This is a genomic window from Pseudomonas sp. GG8 (assembly GCF_052976945.1).
Window position 1 is genome coordinate 1 of sequence record NZ_JBRIIP010000019.1, and the last position, 19,140, is coordinate 19,140.

The window sequence follows — 19,140 nt, forward strand, 5'->3', positions numbered from 1 at the left end:
TGGCTGCGAACGATCTTCACCTGTTTGGTTTGCGCGACTCGCGAGCAAGGGCTCTGCGGTTTCGAGCCTTTTCATGTTAAGCGCAACATTTTCAGTGATCGCGGCCGCGAGAAGATCGTGGGGCGACTTCGCTTTCTGCGGCTTCGACCGCGGGTTTGATCGACTGAACGAGACCAGGCAAATGTCCCGGCAGCTCGGCATTGTCCTCGACCACTTCGATTGCGGCGGCGATCGCGCCGCAATTCGAGTGTCCGAGCACCATGACGAGCGGCACGCCCAGAAACTTCACCGCATATTCGAGACTGGCGAGCCCATCGTCATTGGGGTGAAATTGCCGCGAGCCGGACAACAAAAAGTTCGCCGGGTCCTCGGTCGAACGCAAATTCCGGCAACGCGCGAATTGCGCAACTCAGAACCGCGGCAATCGGATACTGCGACCTGGTCCTCGCCGCGCGTCCGGCGGAAAAGTCCCGGTGTGCCCGCTTGTTGGCAACATAGCGGGCATTGCCCTCCATGAGGCGGCGCAGCGCCGCATCGGCGCCGATCGCGTTGGGCTTCTGCCGTCCGGCACCCCCCCTCCTCCTTCGCGCTTGCGCGGTCAACATCTGCCGCGACGGCAAATCCAGCGGCCGCTTTCAGGGCGCCGCGCCTCGTAACGCCATGGCTGCAGCTAATGGTGCCGCACATTTTTGTGAACCTCCCAATTTCAACCGCATTTCCAGGACCGGAACGGTACTGTCGCCAAACCCCTGTCAATTCGATGGACCCTTGACTTTCCCGCAACTATGACCGGGGTCTCGAAGGTATAAAAGGCTGGATTTGAGCTTTCGGGCGTGGCCGGATGAAATCACAGCTCGCCATTCATCTTATGGCGAGCATTATCGGCGAGACGGAAGCGATCCTGTCAATCGGGATAGGGGAGGTCTCGCGGCTTCTCCCCTCCCACGCCACCGGGCATACGGGTCCCTGCCACGGCGGTTCGGCGGATTACGCATGAACAAGCTCTGTCATGAAGACAAGGCCCTGACGTTTGAAGAAGCGATTGCGCAGCGCGCGGTGAAGCGCTTCGCAAGCGCTGATCCGCCACGGTCCCTTTCGGGCTCATGATCGCGGCGAAGGTCGATTTCCCGCCCGCGCCGCGACGCTGGAGTTCCGTGAACCGTTTGCGGCGAAGCGGAATTGGAGCGATCCTCCGCGCGCGAAGCGGTCAAAGCGGAAGATCGCGGAAGCGGAGGCGCGTCTTCCATTGCCCCTCCACATTGCTCGGGGCATCTCGCAATGCTTCGCCCACGCCATGCAGCGCAGCCGCTCCCGAGCTCGTCGAAGGGCTGATCCACCCGTCGAGGTTTTCGAGTTCGCGCCATTGGCTGAAGCCGAAGTAACCGGCCCAATTTCGCAACAGCGGCGAGACTATTATTCGAAGGTTTTCCGCGCGAAGCGATTAGAGGAAAACCTGAGAGGGGCGCAAGGATCGAGACCGGCGATCATCCGCTCCAAGGTGACGCCGCGATGGCGTCCCGGTCCAGCTCGCGCACCCGGTGTTTGAACCGGACGGCGGCCTTGCCGGCGACGCATCGCCGGAACTCCGGTTCGTTCCTCACCGTGAAGCCGGGAATGACCGGTGCCACGGCCGGTCTACGGCTCCTCCGCCTCGTTGACCGTGAGTTTCAAGCGCCGCTCGATGAAGCGGGTCAGGCTCGCCATGACCCGCCGGCCGCCTTCCGGCTCGCCACGTAGATGTTGCAGTCATCCGCGTAACGCACGAACCGGTGGCCGCGATGTTCAAGCTCGCGATCCAACTCATCCAGCACGAGATTCTAGAGCAAGGGCGAGGACTTCGGCCGGACTATGAGCGAACTCGCCCCGCCCGAAAGGGACCGAGGGGCGAGTTTGCGAGAGGCCGAAGCCCGAGGCGAGAGCGGGCCGCCTTGCGGGGTCCCTTCCCGGCTGTCCGCGAAGAGCCCGTTGTCGAACACACCGGCCGTCAGATAGCTCCAGATGAGCCGGAGCAATCGCCGGTCCGCGACGCGCGCCGCCACCGCGGCCATCAAGCGGTCGTGGTTGACCCGGCCGAAAAATTTGGCCAAGTCAATATCTACGACGAAATCCACGACGAACCGATAGCCTTCGGTGATGTAGGCTTGCGCCTGCGCCACCGCTTGGTGAGCGGAGCGGCCCGGGCGGAAGCCGTAGCTGTGCTCGCTGAACGTTGCGTTCCTCGCGCCGTGCGCGAATTGCTTGCTTCGCTTCGCGCGCAATTCGCTTCGAGAGAGCGCTCGCCACAGCGGTGGAAGCCGCAGCAGGATTGCCTGCTGGATCAGGCGATCGATCACGGTTGGAATGCCGGGCGAGCCCCTTACTCGACCGCATTCCGCGCGAAGCGAAAGACGGAATGCGGAGAGGGGCGAGGTCTGCGTTCCCGCCCGCCTGTTCGGGATTCTCACCCGACGCACCGATTGCGGCTGGTAGCGCCCCTGGAGCAGTTGTTCTTCGATCTCCGGCCAGCGCGCGCTGAGGATGCCCGGCAGTTGTTTGACGGTGATACCGTCGATGCCGGGCGCCCCCTTGTTGCGCACCACCGCGTCCAACGCCGCTTCTATGTTGTCTTGTAAAAGTCTGGACTTGATCCATCGGTCAATGTCAGATTTCGCCATTCATCTCATGGCGAGCATTATCGGCGAGACGGAAGCGATCCTGTCAAGGACGCGAGACATTTTTCAGCAAGTCCGGTATACCGGACTTGCCTGAATGCTAGCGCCGGCGAAGCCGGTGCCATAGCCCGTTGCTTGCGACGGGCGTTTTCGAACGCCCGATGGCATCCTTGACAGGATGCGCCGCTCGCCAAACTCGCCGCCAAGAGATGAATGACAGGTTGCGATGTCCCGCGGCAGTGACTGAAATCTCAAGTCCAGTCTTTTACAGTTGAGGCAGGCGGCACGAAGACCCCCCGGGCCGCCAATCGTTGCGCCGTGCCCGGAGCCGTCGTGACCGTTTCGACTTCTTGCGCGTCCCGACGTGGGGCTTCACCCCGCGCGGGCATCGGCAAGTCCAACTCCAATTGGATTGGCGGTCGCGGTGCGCCCATGAAACCTCCGGGCTACTCGCCCTTTCCTTCAACCCCTACTCGGGGACCGTTCGGGCCTTCGCCGGATCGTTCCGCGGGCGCACCACGCCCTCTGCTGACTTCTGCATCGCGGTCGGCCTCGCGGCGGCCTCAGTCCCGAAGGACACGGTGCATCTTCTCGGAAGAAGGCCTGGTAGCTCTTCGTCGCACACCCGCCGGATTTACAGTTCTGGCCCTTGATGGATTTGGACTTTGCGCATCCTGCCCGCTCGTCCGACCAGCGCTGCCCTCGTATCCGATTTCTGTTCGTCGGGTCGCGACTTTGCTCCACGCTTCCTTCAGACCCCGCCTCGCGGTGCCGCCCTTGCGCTTCACTCGTGCTTCACCTCCATCAGGTTGCACAGGGGACTTTCACCCCCCGGACGCCGGACATGCCCGGCACACAGACCGCGAGCATTTTTGGCAAGTCCGGTATACCAGACTTGCCTGAATGCTCGCGCCGGCGAGCAGCCGGTGCCATAGCCCGTTGCTTGTGATGGTGCAATCCTCCGAACGCCCGATGGCATCCTTGACAACATCGAGTCCACCTCGCCGATAATGTCCGCCGTTGAATGAATGACGTAATCTGACATTGACCGTTGGATCAAATCCAGACTTTTACATCGAAGGCCATCACGAACGTTCTTGTTTGCGGTTCCGGCGGACGCGAGTACGCCGTCGCGCTTGCGGCGAGAAGGATGTTTGAGGCAGGCTCTCACCCCTCCGCCCCTTCCCGCGATCATCGCCTGGCACAAGGCTCGATTGCCTGCATGGTGCGGGTCGAGGCGCCGCCAAATCCTCCGCCGTCGCCGCGGCCGCGCGGGCCATCGCCCGCAATTCGGCTTTGTCAGAGAAGAGGAGCGCCAATTGCTTGGCAAGCGTTTCGGCATCGAATACCAGCGCGCCGCCGCCCGCATTATCGAGTGCCGCGTAAATTTCCTCGAAATCATCGACGTCCGGACCGTGCAGGATCGCGCAGCCGAGACGCGCCGCTTCGACCGGATTTTTGCCGCCGCCGTGGCGCAAGGACTTGCCCGCGAAAATCACGCCGGCGCCACGAAGAAATAATCCCGCCTCGCCCGCTGCAAGGGCGATATAGATTTCCGGCAAGGGCGCGCTTTCGCGATCGCCACCGCGCAGCGCCGCGGTGAGTCCAGTTTCGCGGCGTCTTGGGCGATTTCAAAAACGCGTTTGGGGTTGTGCGGCACGATCACGGTCAGGAGGTCTGGAAACTGCCGCGCCAATCGGCGGTGCGCCGCCATCGCGATCTCTTCCTCGCCGGGATAGGTTCCATCGGCGACCCACGCCGGACGCGTCCCGATCCGTGCGAGAAGCCGCGCCAAGGTGGATTGATTCGACCGGCGCGGGACGAAATCATATTTGAGATTTCCGGTCACTTGAACTTTTCAACGCCCAGTTTCGCTAAGCGCCGCGCGTCGGTATTTGTTTGCGCCAAACAAAGATCTATCCGGCGCAACAGCGATCCGGCAAAGCCCGGAAAATTCCGCCAAATCAGGAAGCGCCGCGCGGCAAGCGGGCGTCGACAAGTGCTACGGGAATTTTGCGGCTGGCTTCTGACGACGAGGTTTGGCGGAATTTCCGGCCCGGAGATAAGGACAATATCCGGCCTCCAATGATTGAGAAACCGCGCCACGAATTGAGGCGCGTCGAGAGGCGCGAGTTGGTGCAGCGATGGCGGCAAGCGCGGCGCGCGGAACGGGCCGGAGGACGGCCGATCGCCAAAAGCACGGTGAAGCCGAGCTGTCCCAGTTTTTCGGCAAGCGGCGGCAAGGCGAGAGCTTGCGCCGCGCTTGCGGCATGCAACAAGGCGAGCCGCCCATCAGGCCGTGCGAGGTGAGGCCGCCCCAGCCGCTCGTGGCGCCTCGAAAAATCGTCGCGGCCGAGCTTTCCCGCCAGTAAAGATATAATGGCCCGGTTAGTCCAACGCCCGCGCTTGCCAGCCAGTAGGCAAGGAGGGCCGAACCTTTCACGGCGGGCCTCGATATTTCAATGGGGCGGACCCTCTCCGCGGATAACTTTTATCGCGGGATCGAAAGATAGCCACCACGCTCAAGTTTTGCTCCGAGGTCTGAGCAGACGATGCAGATGTGCGACGAAATAGCGCATATGGGCATTGTCCACCGTTGCCTGCGCCTTGGCTTTCCAAGCCTGCGCCGCCGACGCGTAGTCGGGAAAGATACCGACGATATCGAGTTTGGATAAATCGCGGGATTCCGTGCCGCTCAAGTCCTTGAGTTCGCCTCCAAATACAAAGTGGAGTAGTTGTCTGCCGTTCGTGGTCATGAGCTCTCCCGTCCGGAGTTCTTGGCGGTTTAGAGGCCGTTCCACAATGAAAGCTTTCGCGGATTGCATGGAAGGGTCAACCTTGCCTTTTTGTTCCGGCGCGGCGGCGGCGGGAGCCTGCCTTGTCACACTTTTGAACACCTTGCTTTCGCCAGTGTTGGCCTCCCGGCGCGGCAATCGCCTTGGCTGCCGGCCACCATTTTCGGGGTCGGGCTTTTCCAATTGAGAGGCAGGGTTGCGTCCTAAGATCAACATGATTTTGGATTGAATTAACATGCCTATCTAATTGACTCCCGCGACCGCTAAATGTTGTGTTTGAGTGTTTTGGCTGGCACGCGATCAATCAGCAAAGCCCCCTCGATCAGCCCATAAAAAAGCTTGCCTCGCGAACGTGATGCTCTCCGGTTGAAACGGAAGGTAAACTCGTCAAGATAGTAACGCAAATTGTCCGGACTGATCGCGCCTTGATGAGTTTCCAGCCACCATCGCTTGAAGAGCGACGCGACCAGATGAACCAAAGGCGTGGCATCCCCAGATTTAGAATCTTTGTGCGCCACGGGGATATGACGGAAGCCGTAGCGCGGCAGAAAATTGTAGCCGTTCCATCTGAACGAACGCGGCTTCCGGGATCGGTTGTTTCCATAGCCGCGTTGGCCAGAGCATCGCCGGAAGCGTTGGGCAGCGTTGTTAGACGGATGCGGCCAACGTGGCCTTGAACATCCTCGACAGCCATGAATATCAGGGACTTGCCTTCGGCTCCCCGGCCTCCTTTGCCGGATCGTTTGCCACCTATAAAGACCTCATCCACCTTAACCAGCCCTGAAAGCCTTTCCCTGCCTGGCCGCACCATCGCACGCCGCAACTTATGCAACCACGCCCATGCCGTTTGAGACCTGCCAAGTCCAAGAGCTTTTTGCAACCCGAGCGCGCTGACCCCATTCCTTCCGATCGACCACATACCACATGGCCTGAAACCATAAACGCAGAGGTTTGTGCGTATCCTGAAACAACGTCCCTGCGGTTACGGATGACTTCATGCGAACAGTCGCCACAGGCAAACAGACCCCGCGCTTTTTTCCAATGCTTCTTGCTGGAGCAAATTGGACAAACGTACCCATCGGGCCAACGCACGAGGCTCAGATATTCCAAGCACGCGCCCTCGGCCGGGAACATATCCATGAAATCTGCCATGTTGCAGGGTAACTTTCTATGCCGAAAACCACTACATCTAGCGGTACGGGAATCAATTAGATAGGCATGTGAATCAATTTAAAATCATAAACGTGATCGATTCCAACTGTTTATACCCGCATTCGCCGGATGGCGCAGGGTTTTCCAGCGTTTTCGGAGCGATTCATCGATAATGATCAGTGGGGTGATGCTGGATTGATCGAGGCGGCCATGGGGAACCCGGCGGTGAGCGAACGACGCCGTTCTCTGGCTCGATTTCGTCGCCGTTTGATGCTCCTTTCAACGCTCGGCATGACGCCGGCTCGTTCCGTCCCCACAGCCCGCGCCAACGGCGCAGGATTGCCTAAAACGCGGAATTCGGGCAAATTGGCGAACGACCCGGCAGCTATCTGTAATAGAGCTGGCTCCGCTTTGTCGAACAGTTTCCCGCGAAAGATTAAGTGGCGTCTGCCGGGTTTCTCTGTTTGCTGGGTTGCGCGCGTTGGGCGTGACGGAGGGAGGGCGTAGCCCGACCGAAGTCGCGTCCAACGCGCGGCGGAAAACTCATGCCGCCGCTTGGTAGGGCGACTGATCGAAGTAAGCCTCGTCTGGCGTGCGCCGGTCAAGGCTCGAATGCGGCCTCTTTATATTGTAGAACTCCAGATAGCGGCCGATCGAGAGCGCGCGTCGCCGACGCTCTCATAGGCTCGCAAGAGCACCTCTGGATTTGACGCTGCGCCACAGCCGCTCGACGAACACATTGTCGCGCCACGAGCCCTTGCCGTCCATGCTAATGGCGACGCCGTTCTTGGTCAGCACGCCGGTGAAAGCCTCGCTCGTGAACTGCGAGCCTTGATCCGTGTTGAAAATCTCCGGCTTGCCGTGTTTCGCCAAGGCCTCGTCCAGCGCCTCGACGCAGAAATCAGCTTCTATCGTAATCGACACGCGATGCGACAGAACGCACCGGCTGAACACGTCGACAACGGCCGCGAGGTAGACGAAGCCGCGCGCCATCGGGATATAGGTGATGTCCATCGCCCATACGTGATTGACGCGCTCGATCTTCAGCCCGCGCAGCAGATAGGGGTAGATGCCGGTGCCGGCTTCGACGTGTTCGGCGGCGATAGATCGCCTCGATTCCCATGCGCTTCATCATCGTCGCGACATGGCGACGGCCGATCGAGACGCCTTCGCGGTTCAGCATGTCGCGCAGCATTCGGCTGCCCGCGAAGGGATAATTGAGATGCAGCTCGTCGATCCGGCGCATGATCGCAAGGTCCTCGGCCGGAACCGGCCGGGGCTTGTAGTAGACGGCGCCCCGGCTGACGTTCAGGACCTTCGCCTGCCGGGAAATGGAGAGATCGTGGGTGCGGTCGATCATCGCTTTGCGCTCAGCAAACCCGCTTTGCTGAGCGCGCCTTCCAAAAAATCATTCTCCAGCGTCAGCTCGCCGATCTTGGCGTGCAGGGCCTTCAAATCGACGCTTGGGGCGCTCGCCTCGCTCCTGTCCTGGCCGAAGACCCCCGCCGCGCCTTCGAGAAGCTGGCCTTTCCATTGGGTGATCTGATTGGGGTGGACGTCGAACTGCTGAGCCAGTTCGGCCAGCGTCTTCTCGCCCTTGAAAGCGGCCAGAGCCACCTTCGCCTTGAAGGCCGGTGCGTGGTTCCGGCGTGTGCGTTTCGTCATGACATCTCCGAATTCGCGGCCATTATGCTTGCCGCTGTCAGGCAGAAAATCCACTTATCTCACTGTTCAAATTTGCGAGGGCAGCTCTCACTTATGCGGACCCGATAACAACGGCCATCATTATATTCATAGTTGTTTTATGGGTATGGTCTCGCCTTAAGGCTTGAGACCCAGCAACACGGTTGCGAACATTGCGGAACCAACCGCCGTCCTGCCAGGGCTCGAAATCCATCGCCGCGAATTCGCCTCCGCTATGGCACGGGCGGCGTTGCTTCGTCGCGCTGGCCTTGTGCTTGATTCGACTTAAAATTTTTCCCCGCCTGAACTGACATTTATCAATTAGAGCGGTATGCGGGCGGAAAACCGGGTTCCACTTTTCCTCATCCCGCTTTAAGGCGCTGCCGAAGCCCACGGAACGGTTCAGTAAGTATTGATGATGTTAACGGATATTCGGCGTCAAACTGCACCATGACCAAAAATATCGTTGCTAAATCGATGCATGGCCCATTGCGTGATTGGGTTGGCAAGCCAATGTAACCTTGCCTAACGCATTCAACATTTTGGAAAGTGGCCGCGCCCCCATTGGACTTCCCTCCGGCGCCGCCGCACGCGGTGAACGAATTGCAACATTGTCATCCCCTGAACAGGGGGCGCGGACGAACCGGTTTCGTGACAATCAATCCGGGCGACGCGGGTTTAGAAAGTGAAATTCATGGCACGCTTTTTTTTGAAACTTTCCGCGAACTGCCTCAAAGCGGCACTGTTCGCATCCGCGATTTTGCTTATTCCGGCGCGAGCCAGCGGAGCCCGGTTCAGAAGGACCGTTCCTCGGCTTGTCCGGGCACTGGTCGGGTGCCGGCACTGTCACCATGACGAATGGCGCGACCGAACGGCTTCGCTGCAAGGCCGCCTATGCGGTTAATCCCACCGGCAAGGCGCTTCAGCAACTTGCTGCGCGAGCGATAGCTACAGGCTGGAAATCAGCAGCAACGTCATTTCCGAAGGCGGTACGCTTTCTGGCTCCTGGGCCCAGGCGACCCTCGTCGGGAAATCTTTCCGGCCGCGCCAGCGGTGCGGAGATCGTGGCCGATGCGGCTGCCGCTGGCTTTGCGGCCCGTCTCGACGTCCGGATCCAAGGTGACAAGCAGTCGGTCACGATAAGGCCGCAAGGCGACACCGAGGTGTCTGCCGTGTCGATCTCTTTGCGCAAAGTATAGATCCGCGAACTCTCGGCCACCCGCTGCTTGTCGCGCCATGCTGCGCGGCGGGAAAGCCTAAGCAGGAACATGGCCGTTGGCCGCAAATAAAGAGATCGGCGGTCAGCGCCCGGCCATCATGGCGAATGCGCCCAGCCAACCGAAGAGGCGCAGCGACGGCAGGCCTCGGAAAAGACCGTCACCACCAATCCGCATGCAAGCACCACCGAAGTTAGAATGAGGGCGGGGCCGACGAGGATGGTTGCCCGCGCGACAGCGATTTCGGATCTGGCCTGGTCCTCCTCCAGGCGCAAACGGTTGAGAAATGAATCGTCGCACTTAACCCCAGTCCGAACGAAACGGTCAGCGCCACGACGCTTGCGAACTGCAGGCCCTGCCCCATCAATTGGAGCAAGGCGCCAGAGGCAACGACCGGGAAAATCCCCGGAAGGATACTCGCCAGCATGACAACGATCGAACGGAAGGCGGCGCCGATGAATGCGGCGACGAACGCGAACTCGATCGTCAAGCTGTTCTGCTCAATTTCTCGATCATATTGGCGCTGTTTCGCGCGGCTATTACCGAAAGACCCGTCGCCGAGATCCTGTAGCCAGGGTGACGCGCGCGGACCCCTGCGAGCGAATTATCCAGTGCGTCGATAATAGGAAGAAGCCGGCGGTGTCGATGTCCGGTATGCGGCCAGACACCACGACGGCGTCCTGCCCCGCCGCAATAAAGCGCCGCGTCAAGTGTTCGGGCAACAGATCGACATATTGCTGCAGGATGCCGGGCGCTGTGGTTTGCCGGCCTCGACGAGCCACCGGCGTAATGTCTCGATGGACCAGACATTGCCGACGCCCTGGTGGTTTTCGAGGTATCCCATGCACCTTGGCGATAGAATTGAGAGTTTCCGGCGTGTAGTAGCGAATGCACCACGTGGAAATTCGATCAGGACATCGATCGGATTCGCACCGGTTAGCTTGGCGTCGAGACGGTTGCTTGCGGCTACCGCTTGTTGCTTGTCCGGTACTTGATCGGCGAGCCGGTACCTTGGCTCGAGGCGAGCAAAGCTGAGACCAAGCCCGGCGACGACAAGGACGCCGGCCAGACTATAAAGACCGGGACGCCGGACCATGCGGGCGGCTACAAAGCCGCAAATCGTCTCAGCGCCTCGACTTCGAAATCCGAGCGGGCGATTTGGTCCGCAAACGCGCTCTCGTCGCGCAACAATAGGACACCCAGAAGCGGCATGAGAACGAGGACAGCGGCCAGCGCAATGATCGTCGCGATGAAGCCCGCCTCGCCAAAGCTTCGTATCAGGTCCGAGCTGGAAAACTGCAAGGCCACGAAGGAAAAAACCGCTGTCGCATGGGTGAGAACGCAAGCTGGCCCGACGATCGAAATCGCATTGTTCAGGGCTTCGATTTTGCTTTCGCCGCAGCCAACGGGTTTGTGTGGCGAAGGTAAGTTGCATGCTGTCGGAAAAGCTAATCACCATGATGAGAGGGGTCATCACGTTGAGGAACATATTGAGGCGGAAATCGAGCCAGCCAAGCGCGCCAAGCGCCAACAATATCGCGATCAGCGGGGGACCAGCCGCGATGATCATGAACGAAACGCGGCGGAAAAAAAGGATCGCGATGAGACAGCCGGCAACGAACCCGATCGTATTGTAGACCAACCTGTCGCGCTCGACCGCATTACGGATCTCGAGTTGCATCACCGGAACGCCGGAAAGCTCTGCCTTCAGTCCCGCGCCCGCGAGATCCTCGGTTATCGTCGCGCGGATTTCGCCGACGGCATCGCGCAGCCGATTGCTTTCGACGACGGATGGATCGAGCGCGAGGACGACCAAGGTAAGCTCGCCATCGTTCGACAAAAGCTCTGCCACGGATGATCCGATCGCCCATCACGCGACGGACCAATGCATCGAAGGCGGCGCCTTCAGGCAACTGATCCGCGAACAGCGGCGCCGGAATTGCACCGGTTTCCGGCGGTTGACGCGCCGAGAAAATTGAGATGATGCCTCGCGTACCGTCGATCAGCTGAAGGTTGGTGACGAGATCGCGCAGCTTCTCGACCGATTCGCGCTCGAGGAGTCTTTTTCCTCAATGACGACGAGCACATCGAACTCGCTCGACGGAAAACGCCGCGTCACTTCCTCGTATTGCTTGAATTCCGGCGTGTCCGAACGGAACAATTGGCTGAGCGAGTTCCCGGTCCATCTTAAGCCTTGCGACGCCGAAACCAGCGGCAATCGCGAGCGCGACCGCCACAAGGGCGACGGCGAGGGGAAAGCGGAGCGAGACTAAGCCGATGCGCTCAATGCCGAGGGCGAGCTTGTGCCGCCTTTGTTTGGCGCTAGCACCAGACGATGGCGTTACTTGATCGGCTTTTCTGAGTTCTCCAAGCTTCTCTCCGAACGGCGACCCTAGTGAAGGCCCTCCTTAGAGCGCGTCCCGATCAAATGGAACCACATGCCTATCTAATTGACTCCCGTTACCGCTAGATGTAGTGGTTTTCGGCATGGAGAGTTACCCTGCCAACATGGCAGATTTCATGGATATGTTCCCGGCCGAGGGCGCGTGCTTGGAATATCTGAGCCTCGTGCGTTGGCCCGATGGGTACGTTTGTCCAATTTGCTCCAGCAAGAAGCATTGGAAAAAAGCGCGGGGTCTTTTTGCCTGTGGCGACTGTTCAACTCTAGAGTTATCCGTAACCGCAGGGACGTTGTTTCAGGATACGCACAAACCTCTGCGTTTATGGTTTCAGGCCATGTGGTATGTGGTCAATCAGAAGAATGGGGTCAGCGCGCTCGGGTTGCAAAAAGCTCTTGGACTTGGCAGCTATCAAACGGCATGGGCGCGGGTCCGGAGAAAGTCGCGGCGTGCGATGGTGCGGCCAGGCAGGGAAAGGCTTTCAGGGCTGGTTGAGGTGGATGAGGTCTTTATAGGTGGCAAACGATCCGGCAAAGGAGGCCGGGGAGCCGAAGGCAAGTCCCTGATATTCATGGCTGTCGAGGATGTTCAAGGCCACGTTGGCCGCATCCGTCTAGAACGCTGCCCAACGCTTCCGGCGACGCTCTGGCCAACGCGGCTATGGAAACAACCGATCCCGGAAGCCGCGTTCGTTCAGATGACTGGAACGGCTACAACCTTCTGCCGCGCTACGGCTACCGTCATATCCCCGTGGCGCACAAGATTTTGAATTTGGGGATGCCACGCCTTTGGTTCATCTGGTCGCGTCGCTCTTCAAGCGATGGTGGCTGGGAACTTACTCAAGGCGCGATCAGTCCGGACAATTTGCGTTACTATCTTGACGAGTTTACCTTCCGTTTCAACCGGAGAGCATCACGTTCGCGAGGCAAGCTTTTTTATGGGCTGATCGAGGGGGCTTTGCTGATTGATCGCGTGCCAGCCAAAACACTCAAACACAACATTTAGCGGTCGCGGGAGTCAATTAGATAGGCATGTGGTTCCATTTGATCGATAAGGACGCAACGAACAATCGGACAAGTGCTCGACACGACCGTGAGTGACCAGAGGAGATGCAGCAAGGAGGGAGGGAGCAATTGCGCGGGTGCCCGCTCGACAACCACCGCGGGTGCCGGGGTTTCCGCCGCGATATTCCGCCTCTTCGCACTCCGGAAACCGTCATACCGGACGGGTGCGCAGAGCGGGCGAGCGGCTTCCTCGATCCGCGAAGGTTAACGGGCTTGATTGAAGACCGGTTCGCTGCCCATTCATGCGCCGCCCGCCGCCTGGTGGCGAGCCCGCCCCATGGTGACGGAATGGCCCTTCCGTGCGGCTACCGCTTCAAACGGGCTCCCGGACGAGCGCGGCCAGGCAAAAATCGAGCATGTGGTCGAGAGCCTGCGGCTCCTGCTCATATTCCGCCATTAGGCGCGGATGACAGAAGCGGATGCAAGCGGTGTTGACAAGGCGCGCCGCGAGCGCCGCGTCTCCTGGATGGAACTCGCCTGCCGCCATGCCACTGGCGATTATCTTTTCAAGCATCCCGGTCATGCGATGGTTGGTGCTCGCGCATGATCGCCCAGTTTTCGGTCATGGCGGATTTGATCAACTCGTGCAGCTTGCGGTCGAAATTGTACTGTTTGTAATGTGCCTTTTCGACGGACGCGACCAAGTTGCGCATTCTTTGGATGGCGGTGCCGCGAGACGCGGCGATTTTTCCCGCCTCGGCTTCGATCTTGCCGAGGAGGTCCATGCAGACAGCCGCGTTGATTTCGGATTTCGCCCCGAAGAAGCGATAAACATTCGCCGGAGACATATGCAGCTCGCGTGCGATATCGGCGACCGTCGTCTTTTGGAAGCCGAGTTGCCGGAAGAGCCGCTCCGCGACTTCGACAATCAGGCGGCGCGTATCCTTTCCCTTGGCTTCTTTTTCAGTGGGTTCTCTTTCCGTGAGTTCTCTTTCGGTGCGCATGTCTACCATCCCGTCGAGCATCGGCGGGACTATGATCTTCGCGCGGGTCCGTGCTTCCCCCATTTGGGTATGAAGACGGATATACTTTTCCTTAATGTCGCTTAAACCGCGAATGATTCTCGGATCCCTAATTACTATCAGCGCCATTATGCCCCCCTTTTTCGCCGCGCGCTTCCCCCAAATGGGTAAATGGGTTTAGGTAACAGCTGGTTCACGAAATTTAAGTGACGTATGCCGTCACAAAGCTACGAAAAAATGACGCATAGGCGGCATCTAGGTGGCATCGCCGCGAGTGTCGGCGGGTTTGGCCTGGCGCTCTGATGGAGTTGAGTGATTTTTTTCCACTTAACTCACTGAAATATCATAGCGGCAAAACGTTTGTCATAATATCTCTCCAATGTCTGTGGTCTACACCACAAGAAAGCAAATAAAATTAGACAAACCTTAGTTGACAAATCTTAGTTGTTGAAACAGCATCGCGGCCGTGGTGATCGAGCTCCATCTTGGCGCCTACGCCTAAGGCTCCACTCTAACAAACGTGGAAGGATGGCCTCTCCACCGCCAAAGCCCCTCGCACGACCCCATCGATTTCGGGCCAAGGTGAACCGGTTCGGGACGCCGTAACCTTAAACTTTATAGGAAAATCCGGAAAGGCGCCCGACCTTCGCCGCTGTGGCGCGCCCGGCCGTCTCGGCAATCTCTACCGCCACGTTTACCGGTTGCACCAGCTCGTGCGGAAAGGTCGCCAGCATTTCGATGTACTTTCTAGTGTGTTGTACCGCATCTTCCATGGACTTTTTCAGAAATCCGCCTGGATCGCCGCTTCCATGCTATGCGCTTTGCGACAACTTGTTCTGGAAGTTTACGCAGGATTACAGAGCTTTCGCAACATGAGCCGGATTGACGCGAAACGAAGGAACATGAGGGCGCTGAGGTTGAGGTTTTCCCAATCCTTGGCAAGGCGGCGGCAGCGGTTCAACCATGCGATCGTCCTTTCGACGATCCAGCGCTTCGGCAATTTCACGAACCCCTTCGCTTGATCGGATCGCTTGACGATCTCGATTTCGAGACAAGGCAGGATTTTGACGATGGCGCCGGAGAAAACCGGCCCCTGATAAGCGCTATCGGCGAAAAGCTTCTCGAGAAAGGGAAACCGGCCAAACAGCGCCGCCAGCAACGCGACGCCGCCGTCGCGATCCTGAACACCGGAGCGAACGATGGCTCCCAGCAGCAGACCCTGCGTGTCTACGAGAAAATGGCGCTTCTTGCCCTTGATTTTTTTCCCCGCGTCGAACCCGTGCGGATCGATCGAGGCCCCCCTTTTTGCGCCCTCCTCCACGCTCTGGCTGTCGATGATGGCGGCGGTGGGGCTGGCCTCGCGTTTCTTGTTCGCGGCACTTCTCGTGGAGCGAGTCACGAAGGCGATCCAGCGTGCCGTCCCAACCCCACAGGCAAAAGTAGTGGTTCACGGTGCTGCGCGGCGGCAAGTCCTTGGGAATATAACGCCATTGGCAGCCCGTGCTCAGCACGTACATGATGCCGTTGAACACCTCCCGCATGTTCACTTCACGCTTGCGGCCTCCGCGCTTCGCCGCGGAATCAGCGGTTCGACATGCGTCCATTCCTCGTCCGTCACGTCGCTCGGATAGCGCAAATGATCGTGTTTGGACAGCCCTCGTTGTTCTCGTTCGTCCACATCGGCGGTCCTCCACGAATCAGGCCGCCCCCCTTTCTTGAATCACAAGTGATTCTCAGGACTTCAACAACTTTCGAGACGGACACTTAGCTTTTCGGTGTGCTGATTCGCGCGGACGAGCGCTTGCCAGGCCATTAGAGCGATCTCGCGAGCGAAAGCTTCGATGGTTTCGATTGCCGGGGTCATTCCGTTGATCGCGGCATCATTGGCCTCGCCATTAATGCGGGTGTCGGCGGGTTTCGTTTTAGCCATTTTTTGCCTCTTAACTCTTTGATATTTGATAGTATACAAAATGTGTCATAATATTTTGCCCATGTCTGTTGCCGCCGCCACAAAACAGCAAAAAAATTAGACAATCCACAGTTGTCGAAACAGGACCGCCGCTGTGGATATCGAACCCCTGGCCCGAAACCTGTTGCCTGACACGGCGAAGCTTAATGATTTGAAACGAGTGACAAAAACTGGGCGTCGCCCAAATAAAATCCCGTCATCCGCCTTTTTTATTTATGATGGCCAGTAAACTGTGCTATCCCGGCCCATGGACAAGAAAAGCCCCGGTCTTCCCCTACGAAAATCATGGCTCCAGCCAGGCGCGCATACCAATCGTTTGCTCGACGCCTTCGAGCCTGCGAGCCGCGCGCGGATCGACCCCCACGTTCAACCGGTCACCCTCGTGCTCGGCGACGTTGTCTGCGAGGCGGGCGCTTCCTTGAATACGTCTACTTCCCGAAGGGCGCCGTTCTCTCGCTGTTGACGATTTTAGCGAACGGCGCGGCAATCGAGACAGCGAACATTGGGAACGAAGGCGCGTTTGGCCTTTCGCGGCGATGTATAGCCGAACCTCCTTCAATCAATGCCTCGTGCAATTGGAAGGTGGCTTGGTGCGCGTTCCCATCGAAATATTGCGAGCGGAGTTCGAGCGGAGCGACCACGTGCGCAATCTCCTGGTCAGTTATTCGGAGACGCAGCTGGCCCAGGTTCAGCAGACCGCCGCGTGCAATTCCATGCATACGATCGAACAGAGATTGTGCCGGTGGCTCCTCATGATGCATGATCGCGCCGAAACCGAGGAGCTGTCCTACACGCACGAATTTTTGGCGCACATGTTGGGGGCCGACCGGAAATCGGTGACGCTTGCCGCGCAAGCGATGCAGGCCGACAGTCTCATTGGCTACAAACGGGGGAAGATCGAAATCGTCGATCGTCCAGGCCTCGAACAGGCAGCGTGTGAATGCTACGCCATGGTCCAGGAGCGGTTTGACGACTTTTTGAAGCCTCCTCCAAGTGCGGTTCAAGGCAATACGAAAGGGCGGATCAAACCCCGCTGACCGGCGGCTCGAAAACGAGGTGACCATGCCCTTGTGATCCTGGTCTTGCGCCCCTAACAGGCGGTAGAGATTGACGAAGCGCTTCAATGCGCGGGGGCCGAGCGCCGATGTTCCTGCCTCGCGAACCTGCTGCTCCTCGACGCCCTGACAACCGAAAAGAGCATCCGCGCGGACCAGAGTCTGCATAATTCGCGCGCGACGCGATCTCGCCGATTCGAACCGGCACCTGGATCCATTTTGTCGAGGCTCGGCGCGGTCGCCCGCCGCGCCGCGGGCCAATGCGGGATCGGCCGCGATCAACACGCCAAAGCCGCTCGCGCGATCCGTTCTTACGCCGTACAAGCCACAGACTTTCCGAGTTGTGTGGTGGCCGGCCGCGGAACAATCACCAGCTCCGCCGGGCATCCCAGCCCTTGGCCACGCCGGGATCTCCCACTGCCTGAAACATGTTGGCTGACATGGACTTGTAATGATTTCAAATAGGTGATGAATAACGATTGAAAACAAGTAATAAAACTTTTGCCACCCAATCAAAAGTCCGCTCATCCACCTCTCTTTCACCTCTCTTTCTTGCAAAAGCCAGCCACTGTGCTACTATGTCCGTTAGCCCACAGAACAACCTGTGCTGTGTTTGCCGATGGACCAAAAAGAACCGATGCTCCCCCACCGAGATTATTGCTCGACCGAGTCGCGCATTCCAATCGTTTTGCTCGACGCCTTCGAGCCTGCCAGCCGCGCGCGGATCGACCCCCACGTTCAACCGGTCACCCTCGTGCTTGGCGACATTCGGCAACGAGGTGGGCGGCTTCCTTGAATACGTCTACTTCCCGAAGGGCGCCGTTCTCTCGCTGTTGACGGTTTTAGCGAACGGCGCCGCAATCGAGACAGCGAACATCGGGAACGAAGGCGCATTTGGCATCCTCGCGGCGATGTATAGCCTAACTTCAATCAATGCCTCGTGCAATTGCAAGGTGGCGTGGTGCGCGTTCCCATCGAAATTTTGCGAGCGGAGTTCGAGCGGAGTGACCACGTGCGCAATCTCCTGGTCAGTTATTCGGAGACGCAGCTGGCCCAGGTTCAGCAGACCGCCGCGTGCAATGCCATGCAGATCCAACAGAGATTGTGCCGGTGGCTCCTCATGATGCATGATCGCGCCGAAACCGAGGAAGTCATCCTACACGCACGAATTTTTGGCTAACATGTCGGGCGCCAATCGGAAAACGGTGACGCTTGCCGCGCAAGACATGCAGGCCGCCGGTCTCATCGACTACCGCAAGGGGGAAGTTCAAATCGTCGATCGTCCAGGCCTCGAACAGGCAGCGTGTGAATGCTACGCTATGGTGCAGGCGCGGTTCGACGACTTTTTGACGCCTCTCCGAGTGCGGTTCAAGGCAATACGGAAGGGCGGATCAAACCCCACTGATCGGCGGGCTGCTGTTTCCACTGTCGAACCAGAACATCCGGGCGGTCGCGGCCGCCTGCCGCGCGGCGTTCACGGTCACTTTCCCTTGCGCGGATCGCACCGCGGCTAGCGCCGCGACGACGCGCGGGCCACCTTCATGAATTTGAAGATTCGCCTCCGGCGCACTATTCGATAGCGCATCATGCACCGAGGCGATTTCGGATGGCGCGCCGCTGTGTTCCAGGGCCAGCATCATGGCGAGCGCGCCTTGATGATTTTCGGGCCTGCCGCCCGGACCAGGCGGTAGAGATTGACAAAACGCTTCAATGCGCGGGCCGAACTGCCCGCGAGCGGCGCCAAATCGGCGAGAAGTTGGGTTTCGGCGGCGGACAGCGGCTGGTCGAGTGCTGGGAGCGCCGATGTCTCCGCGTTGCGAACCCGCGGCTCAGGGTCCCTGACCGCCGAGAATTGAGCGGACCAGAGTTGCATAATTGGCGCGCGACGCGATCTCGCCGATCTGAACCGGCACCTGGATCCATTCGTCGAGGCTCGGTTCGCCTGCCGCGCCGGCGAGCCGTGCCAGATCGGCCGCGATCAACATGACAAACCCTTGGTTGAACAAGGACCGCGCATAAACAAGAATTTCACGCCCGCGTCGGAGCAGGCACCGCATCCAGATGATCGAGGGCCAAAACAATTCGCCCTGGCCACCCTGCCCGCGGTCTTGCCGGGGCGCGTTTCGCCGGGCCTCGCGATCATTGCGCCAACGGCCGCCGCGAAGGCTGAAGCTTGCTGTGTCGCGGTATCAA

At 59.1% G+C, this 19,140-nt stretch carries 21 protein-coding genes and 5 pseudogenes; 7 read left to right on the forward strand and 19 right to left on the reverse strand.

The window, feature by feature from the left end:
• Window positions 1-91: 91 nt before the first annotated feature.
• The 8 genes and pseudogenes from ACVBEG_RS27380 to ACVBEG_RS27415 all read right to left on the reverse strand — a co-directional run bounded on the left by ACVBEG_RS27380 (window position 92) and on the right by ACVBEG_RS27415 (window position 8,263).
• Entirely contained in the window at window positions 92-382 is a 291-nt protein-coding gene (locus ACVBEG_RS27380; RefSeq protein ID WP_447108579.1) for a carbonic anhydrase, read from the reverse strand.
• Between the two features lie 1,435 nt (window positions 383-1,817).
• Window positions 1,818-2,654, reverse strand: a complete 837-nt coding sequence (locus tag ACVBEG_RS27385; protein WP_447108580.1) for a reverse transcriptase domain-containing protein — start codon at window positions 2,652-2,654, stop codon at window positions 1,818-1,820.
• A 1,082-nt stretch (window positions 2,655-3,736) separates the two neighbouring features.
• Window positions 3,737-4,213, reverse strand: a complete 477-nt coding sequence (locus tag ACVBEG_RS27390; protein ID WP_447108581.1) for a hypothetical protein — start codon at window positions 4,211-4,213, stop codon at window positions 3,737-3,739.
• Window positions 4,147-4,500: a hypothetical protein gene (locus ACVBEG_RS27395; RefSeq protein WP_447108582.1), complete on the reverse strand. Its 354-nt coding sequence runs from the start codon at window positions 4,498-4,500 to the stop codon at window positions 4,147-4,149. Before ACVBEG_RS27395 ends, ACVBEG_RS27390 begins: the two co-directional genes overlap by 67 nt.
• Window positions 4,497-4,859 (reverse strand): annotated as a pseudogene (locus ACVBEG_RS27400) (glycosyltransferase N-terminal domain-containing protein); the annotation flags it as partial. The pseudogene ACVBEG_RS27400 and the gene ACVBEG_RS27395, both read right to left, overlap by 4 nt.
• Before the next feature lie 314 nt (window positions 4,860-5,173).
• Complete coding sequence (locus tag ACVBEG_RS27405) at window positions 5,174-5,683, reverse strand: DUF4170 domain-containing protein (protein ID WP_447108583.1); 510 nt, start codon at window positions 5,681-5,683, stop codon at window positions 5,174-5,176.
• Window positions 5,684-5,709: 26 nt separating this feature from the next.
• A pseudogene (locus tag ACVBEG_RS27410) lies at window positions 5,710-6,598 on the reverse strand (IS1595 family transposase).
• A 543-nt stretch (window positions 6,599-7,141) separates the two neighbouring features.
• Window positions 7,142-8,263 (reverse strand): annotated as a pseudogene (locus tag ACVBEG_RS27415) (IS3 family transposase).
• Between the two features lie 669 nt (window positions 8,264-8,932).
• Here ACVBEG_RS27415 and ACVBEG_RS27420 point away from each other — a divergent pair.
• Window positions 8,933-9,136, forward strand: coding sequence for a hypothetical protein (locus ACVBEG_RS27420; protein WP_447108584.1), 204 nt, complete (start codon window positions 8,933-8,935; stop codon window positions 9,134-9,136).
• Complete coding sequence (locus tag ACVBEG_RS27425; protein WP_447108585.1) at window positions 9,133-9,480, forward strand: hypothetical protein; 348 nt, start codon at window positions 9,133-9,135, stop codon at window positions 9,478-9,480. The genes ACVBEG_RS27420 and ACVBEG_RS27425 overlap by 4 nt, the downstream gene beginning before the upstream one ends.
• 211 nt (window positions 9,481-9,691) lie before the next feature.
• Here the strand turns inward: ACVBEG_RS27425 and ACVBEG_RS27430 are convergent, their stop codons facing one another.
• Window positions 9,692-9,988 (reverse strand): hypothetical protein, encoded by a 297-nt coding sequence (locus tag ACVBEG_RS27430; protein WP_447108586.1) that lies wholly within the window; start codon window positions 9,986-9,988, stop codon window positions 9,692-9,694.
• A 216-nt stretch (window positions 9,989-10,204) separates the two neighbouring features.
• On the reverse strand, window positions 10,205-11,350 hold the full coding sequence (locus ACVBEG_RS27435) for an MMPL family transporter (RefSeq protein WP_447108587.1): 1,146 nt from the start codon (window positions 11,348-11,350) through the stop codon (window positions 10,205-10,207).
• Window positions 11,351-12,024: 674 nt separating this feature from the next.
• Between ACVBEG_RS27435 and ACVBEG_RS27440 the strand changes: the two genes are divergently transcribed.
• Both ACVBEG_RS27440 and ACVBEG_RS27445 read left to right on the forward strand, forming a co-directional pair.
• Window positions 12,025-12,666: an IS1595 family transposase gene (locus tag ACVBEG_RS27440; protein ID WP_447108597.1), complete on the forward strand. Its 642-nt coding sequence runs from the start codon at window positions 12,025-12,027 to the stop codon at window positions 12,664-12,666.
• Entirely contained in the window at window positions 12,558-12,902 is a 345-nt protein-coding gene (locus tag ACVBEG_RS27445) for a hypothetical protein (RefSeq protein ID WP_447108588.1), read from the forward strand. The genes ACVBEG_RS27440 and ACVBEG_RS27445 overlap by 109 nt, the downstream gene beginning before the upstream one ends.
• A 372-nt stretch (window positions 12,903-13,274) precedes the next feature.
• On the opposite strand, the gene ACVBEG_RS27450 is transcribed toward ACVBEG_RS27445, so the two are convergent.
• The 5 genes and pseudogenes from ACVBEG_RS27450 to ACVBEG_RS27470 all read right to left on the reverse strand — a co-directional run bounded on the left by ACVBEG_RS27450 (window position 13,275) and on the right by ACVBEG_RS27470 (window position 15,853).
• Window positions 13,275-13,484, reverse strand: a complete 210-nt coding sequence (locus tag ACVBEG_RS27450; RefSeq protein ID WP_447108589.1) for a hypothetical protein — start codon at window positions 13,482-13,484, stop codon at window positions 13,275-13,277.
• A complete protein-coding gene (locus tag ACVBEG_RS27455) occupies window positions 13,468-14,052 on the reverse strand; it encodes a TetR/AcrR family transcriptional regulator (RefSeq protein WP_447108590.1) in 585 nt (194 codons plus the stop codon). The genes ACVBEG_RS27450 and ACVBEG_RS27455 overlap by 17 nt, the downstream gene beginning before the upstream one ends.
• A gap of 479 nt (window positions 14,053-14,531) precedes the next feature.
• Entirely contained in the window at window positions 14,532-14,696 is a 165-nt protein-coding gene (locus ACVBEG_RS27460) for a hypothetical protein (RefSeq protein WP_447108591.1), read from the reverse strand.
• Window positions 14,697-14,767: 71 nt separating this feature from the next.
• A pseudogene (locus ACVBEG_RS27465) lies at window positions 14,768-15,603 on the reverse strand (IS5 family transposase).
• A gap of 61 nt (window positions 15,604-15,664) precedes the next feature.
• On the reverse strand, window positions 15,665-15,853 hold the full coding sequence (locus ACVBEG_RS27470) for a hypothetical protein (RefSeq protein ID WP_447108592.1): 189 nt from the start codon (window positions 15,851-15,853) through the stop codon (window positions 15,665-15,667).
• A gap of 794 nt (window positions 15,854-16,647) precedes the next feature.
• Here ACVBEG_RS27470 and ACVBEG_RS27475 point away from each other — a divergent pair.
• Window positions 16,648-16,929, forward strand: a complete 282-nt coding sequence (locus ACVBEG_RS27475) for a helix-turn-helix domain-containing protein (protein ID WP_447108598.1) — start codon at window positions 16,648-16,650, stop codon at window positions 16,927-16,929.
• An 820-nt stretch (window positions 16,930-17,749) separates the two neighbouring features.
• Here the strand turns inward: ACVBEG_RS27475 and ACVBEG_RS27480 are convergent.
• Window positions 17,750-18,076, reverse strand: coding sequence for a hypothetical protein (locus tag ACVBEG_RS27480; protein WP_447108593.1), 327 nt, complete (start codon window positions 18,074-18,076; stop codon window positions 17,750-17,752).
• Here ACVBEG_RS27480 and ACVBEG_RS27485 point away from each other — a divergent pair.
• Window positions 18,075-18,233, forward strand: a pseudogene (locus ACVBEG_RS27485) (helix-turn-helix domain-containing protein); the annotation flags it as partial. The gene ACVBEG_RS27480 and the pseudogene ACVBEG_RS27485 overlap by 2 nt on opposite strands.
• A 105-nt stretch (window positions 18,234-18,338) precedes the next feature.
• On the opposite strand, the gene ACVBEG_RS27490 reads toward ACVBEG_RS27485, so the two are convergent.
• Genes ACVBEG_RS27490 through ACVBEG_RS27500 form a run of 3 tightly spaced genes read right to left on the reverse strand, consistent with a single transcriptional unit; the run spans window position 18,339 to window position 18,932 of the window.
• Window positions 18,339-18,587, reverse strand: coding sequence for a hypothetical protein (locus ACVBEG_RS27490; protein WP_447108599.1), 249 nt, complete (start codon window positions 18,585-18,587; stop codon window positions 18,339-18,341).
• On the reverse strand, window positions 18,584-18,820 hold the full coding sequence (locus ACVBEG_RS27495) for a hypothetical protein (protein ID WP_447108594.1): 237 nt from the start codon (window positions 18,818-18,820) through the stop codon (window positions 18,584-18,586). The genes ACVBEG_RS27490 and ACVBEG_RS27495 overlap by 4 nt, the downstream gene beginning before the upstream one ends.
• Window positions 18,777-18,932, reverse strand: a complete 156-nt coding sequence (locus tag ACVBEG_RS27500) for a hypothetical protein (protein ID WP_447108595.1) — start codon at window positions 18,930-18,932, stop codon at window positions 18,777-18,779. The genes ACVBEG_RS27495 and ACVBEG_RS27500 overlap by 44 nt, the downstream gene beginning before the upstream one ends.
• Before the next feature lie 9 nt (window positions 18,933-18,941).
• Here ACVBEG_RS27500 and ACVBEG_RS27505 point away from each other — a divergent pair.
• The coding region (locus ACVBEG_RS27505) for a hypothetical protein (RefSeq protein ID WP_447108596.1) at window positions 18,942-19,140 on the forward strand (199 nt) is incomplete at its 3' end.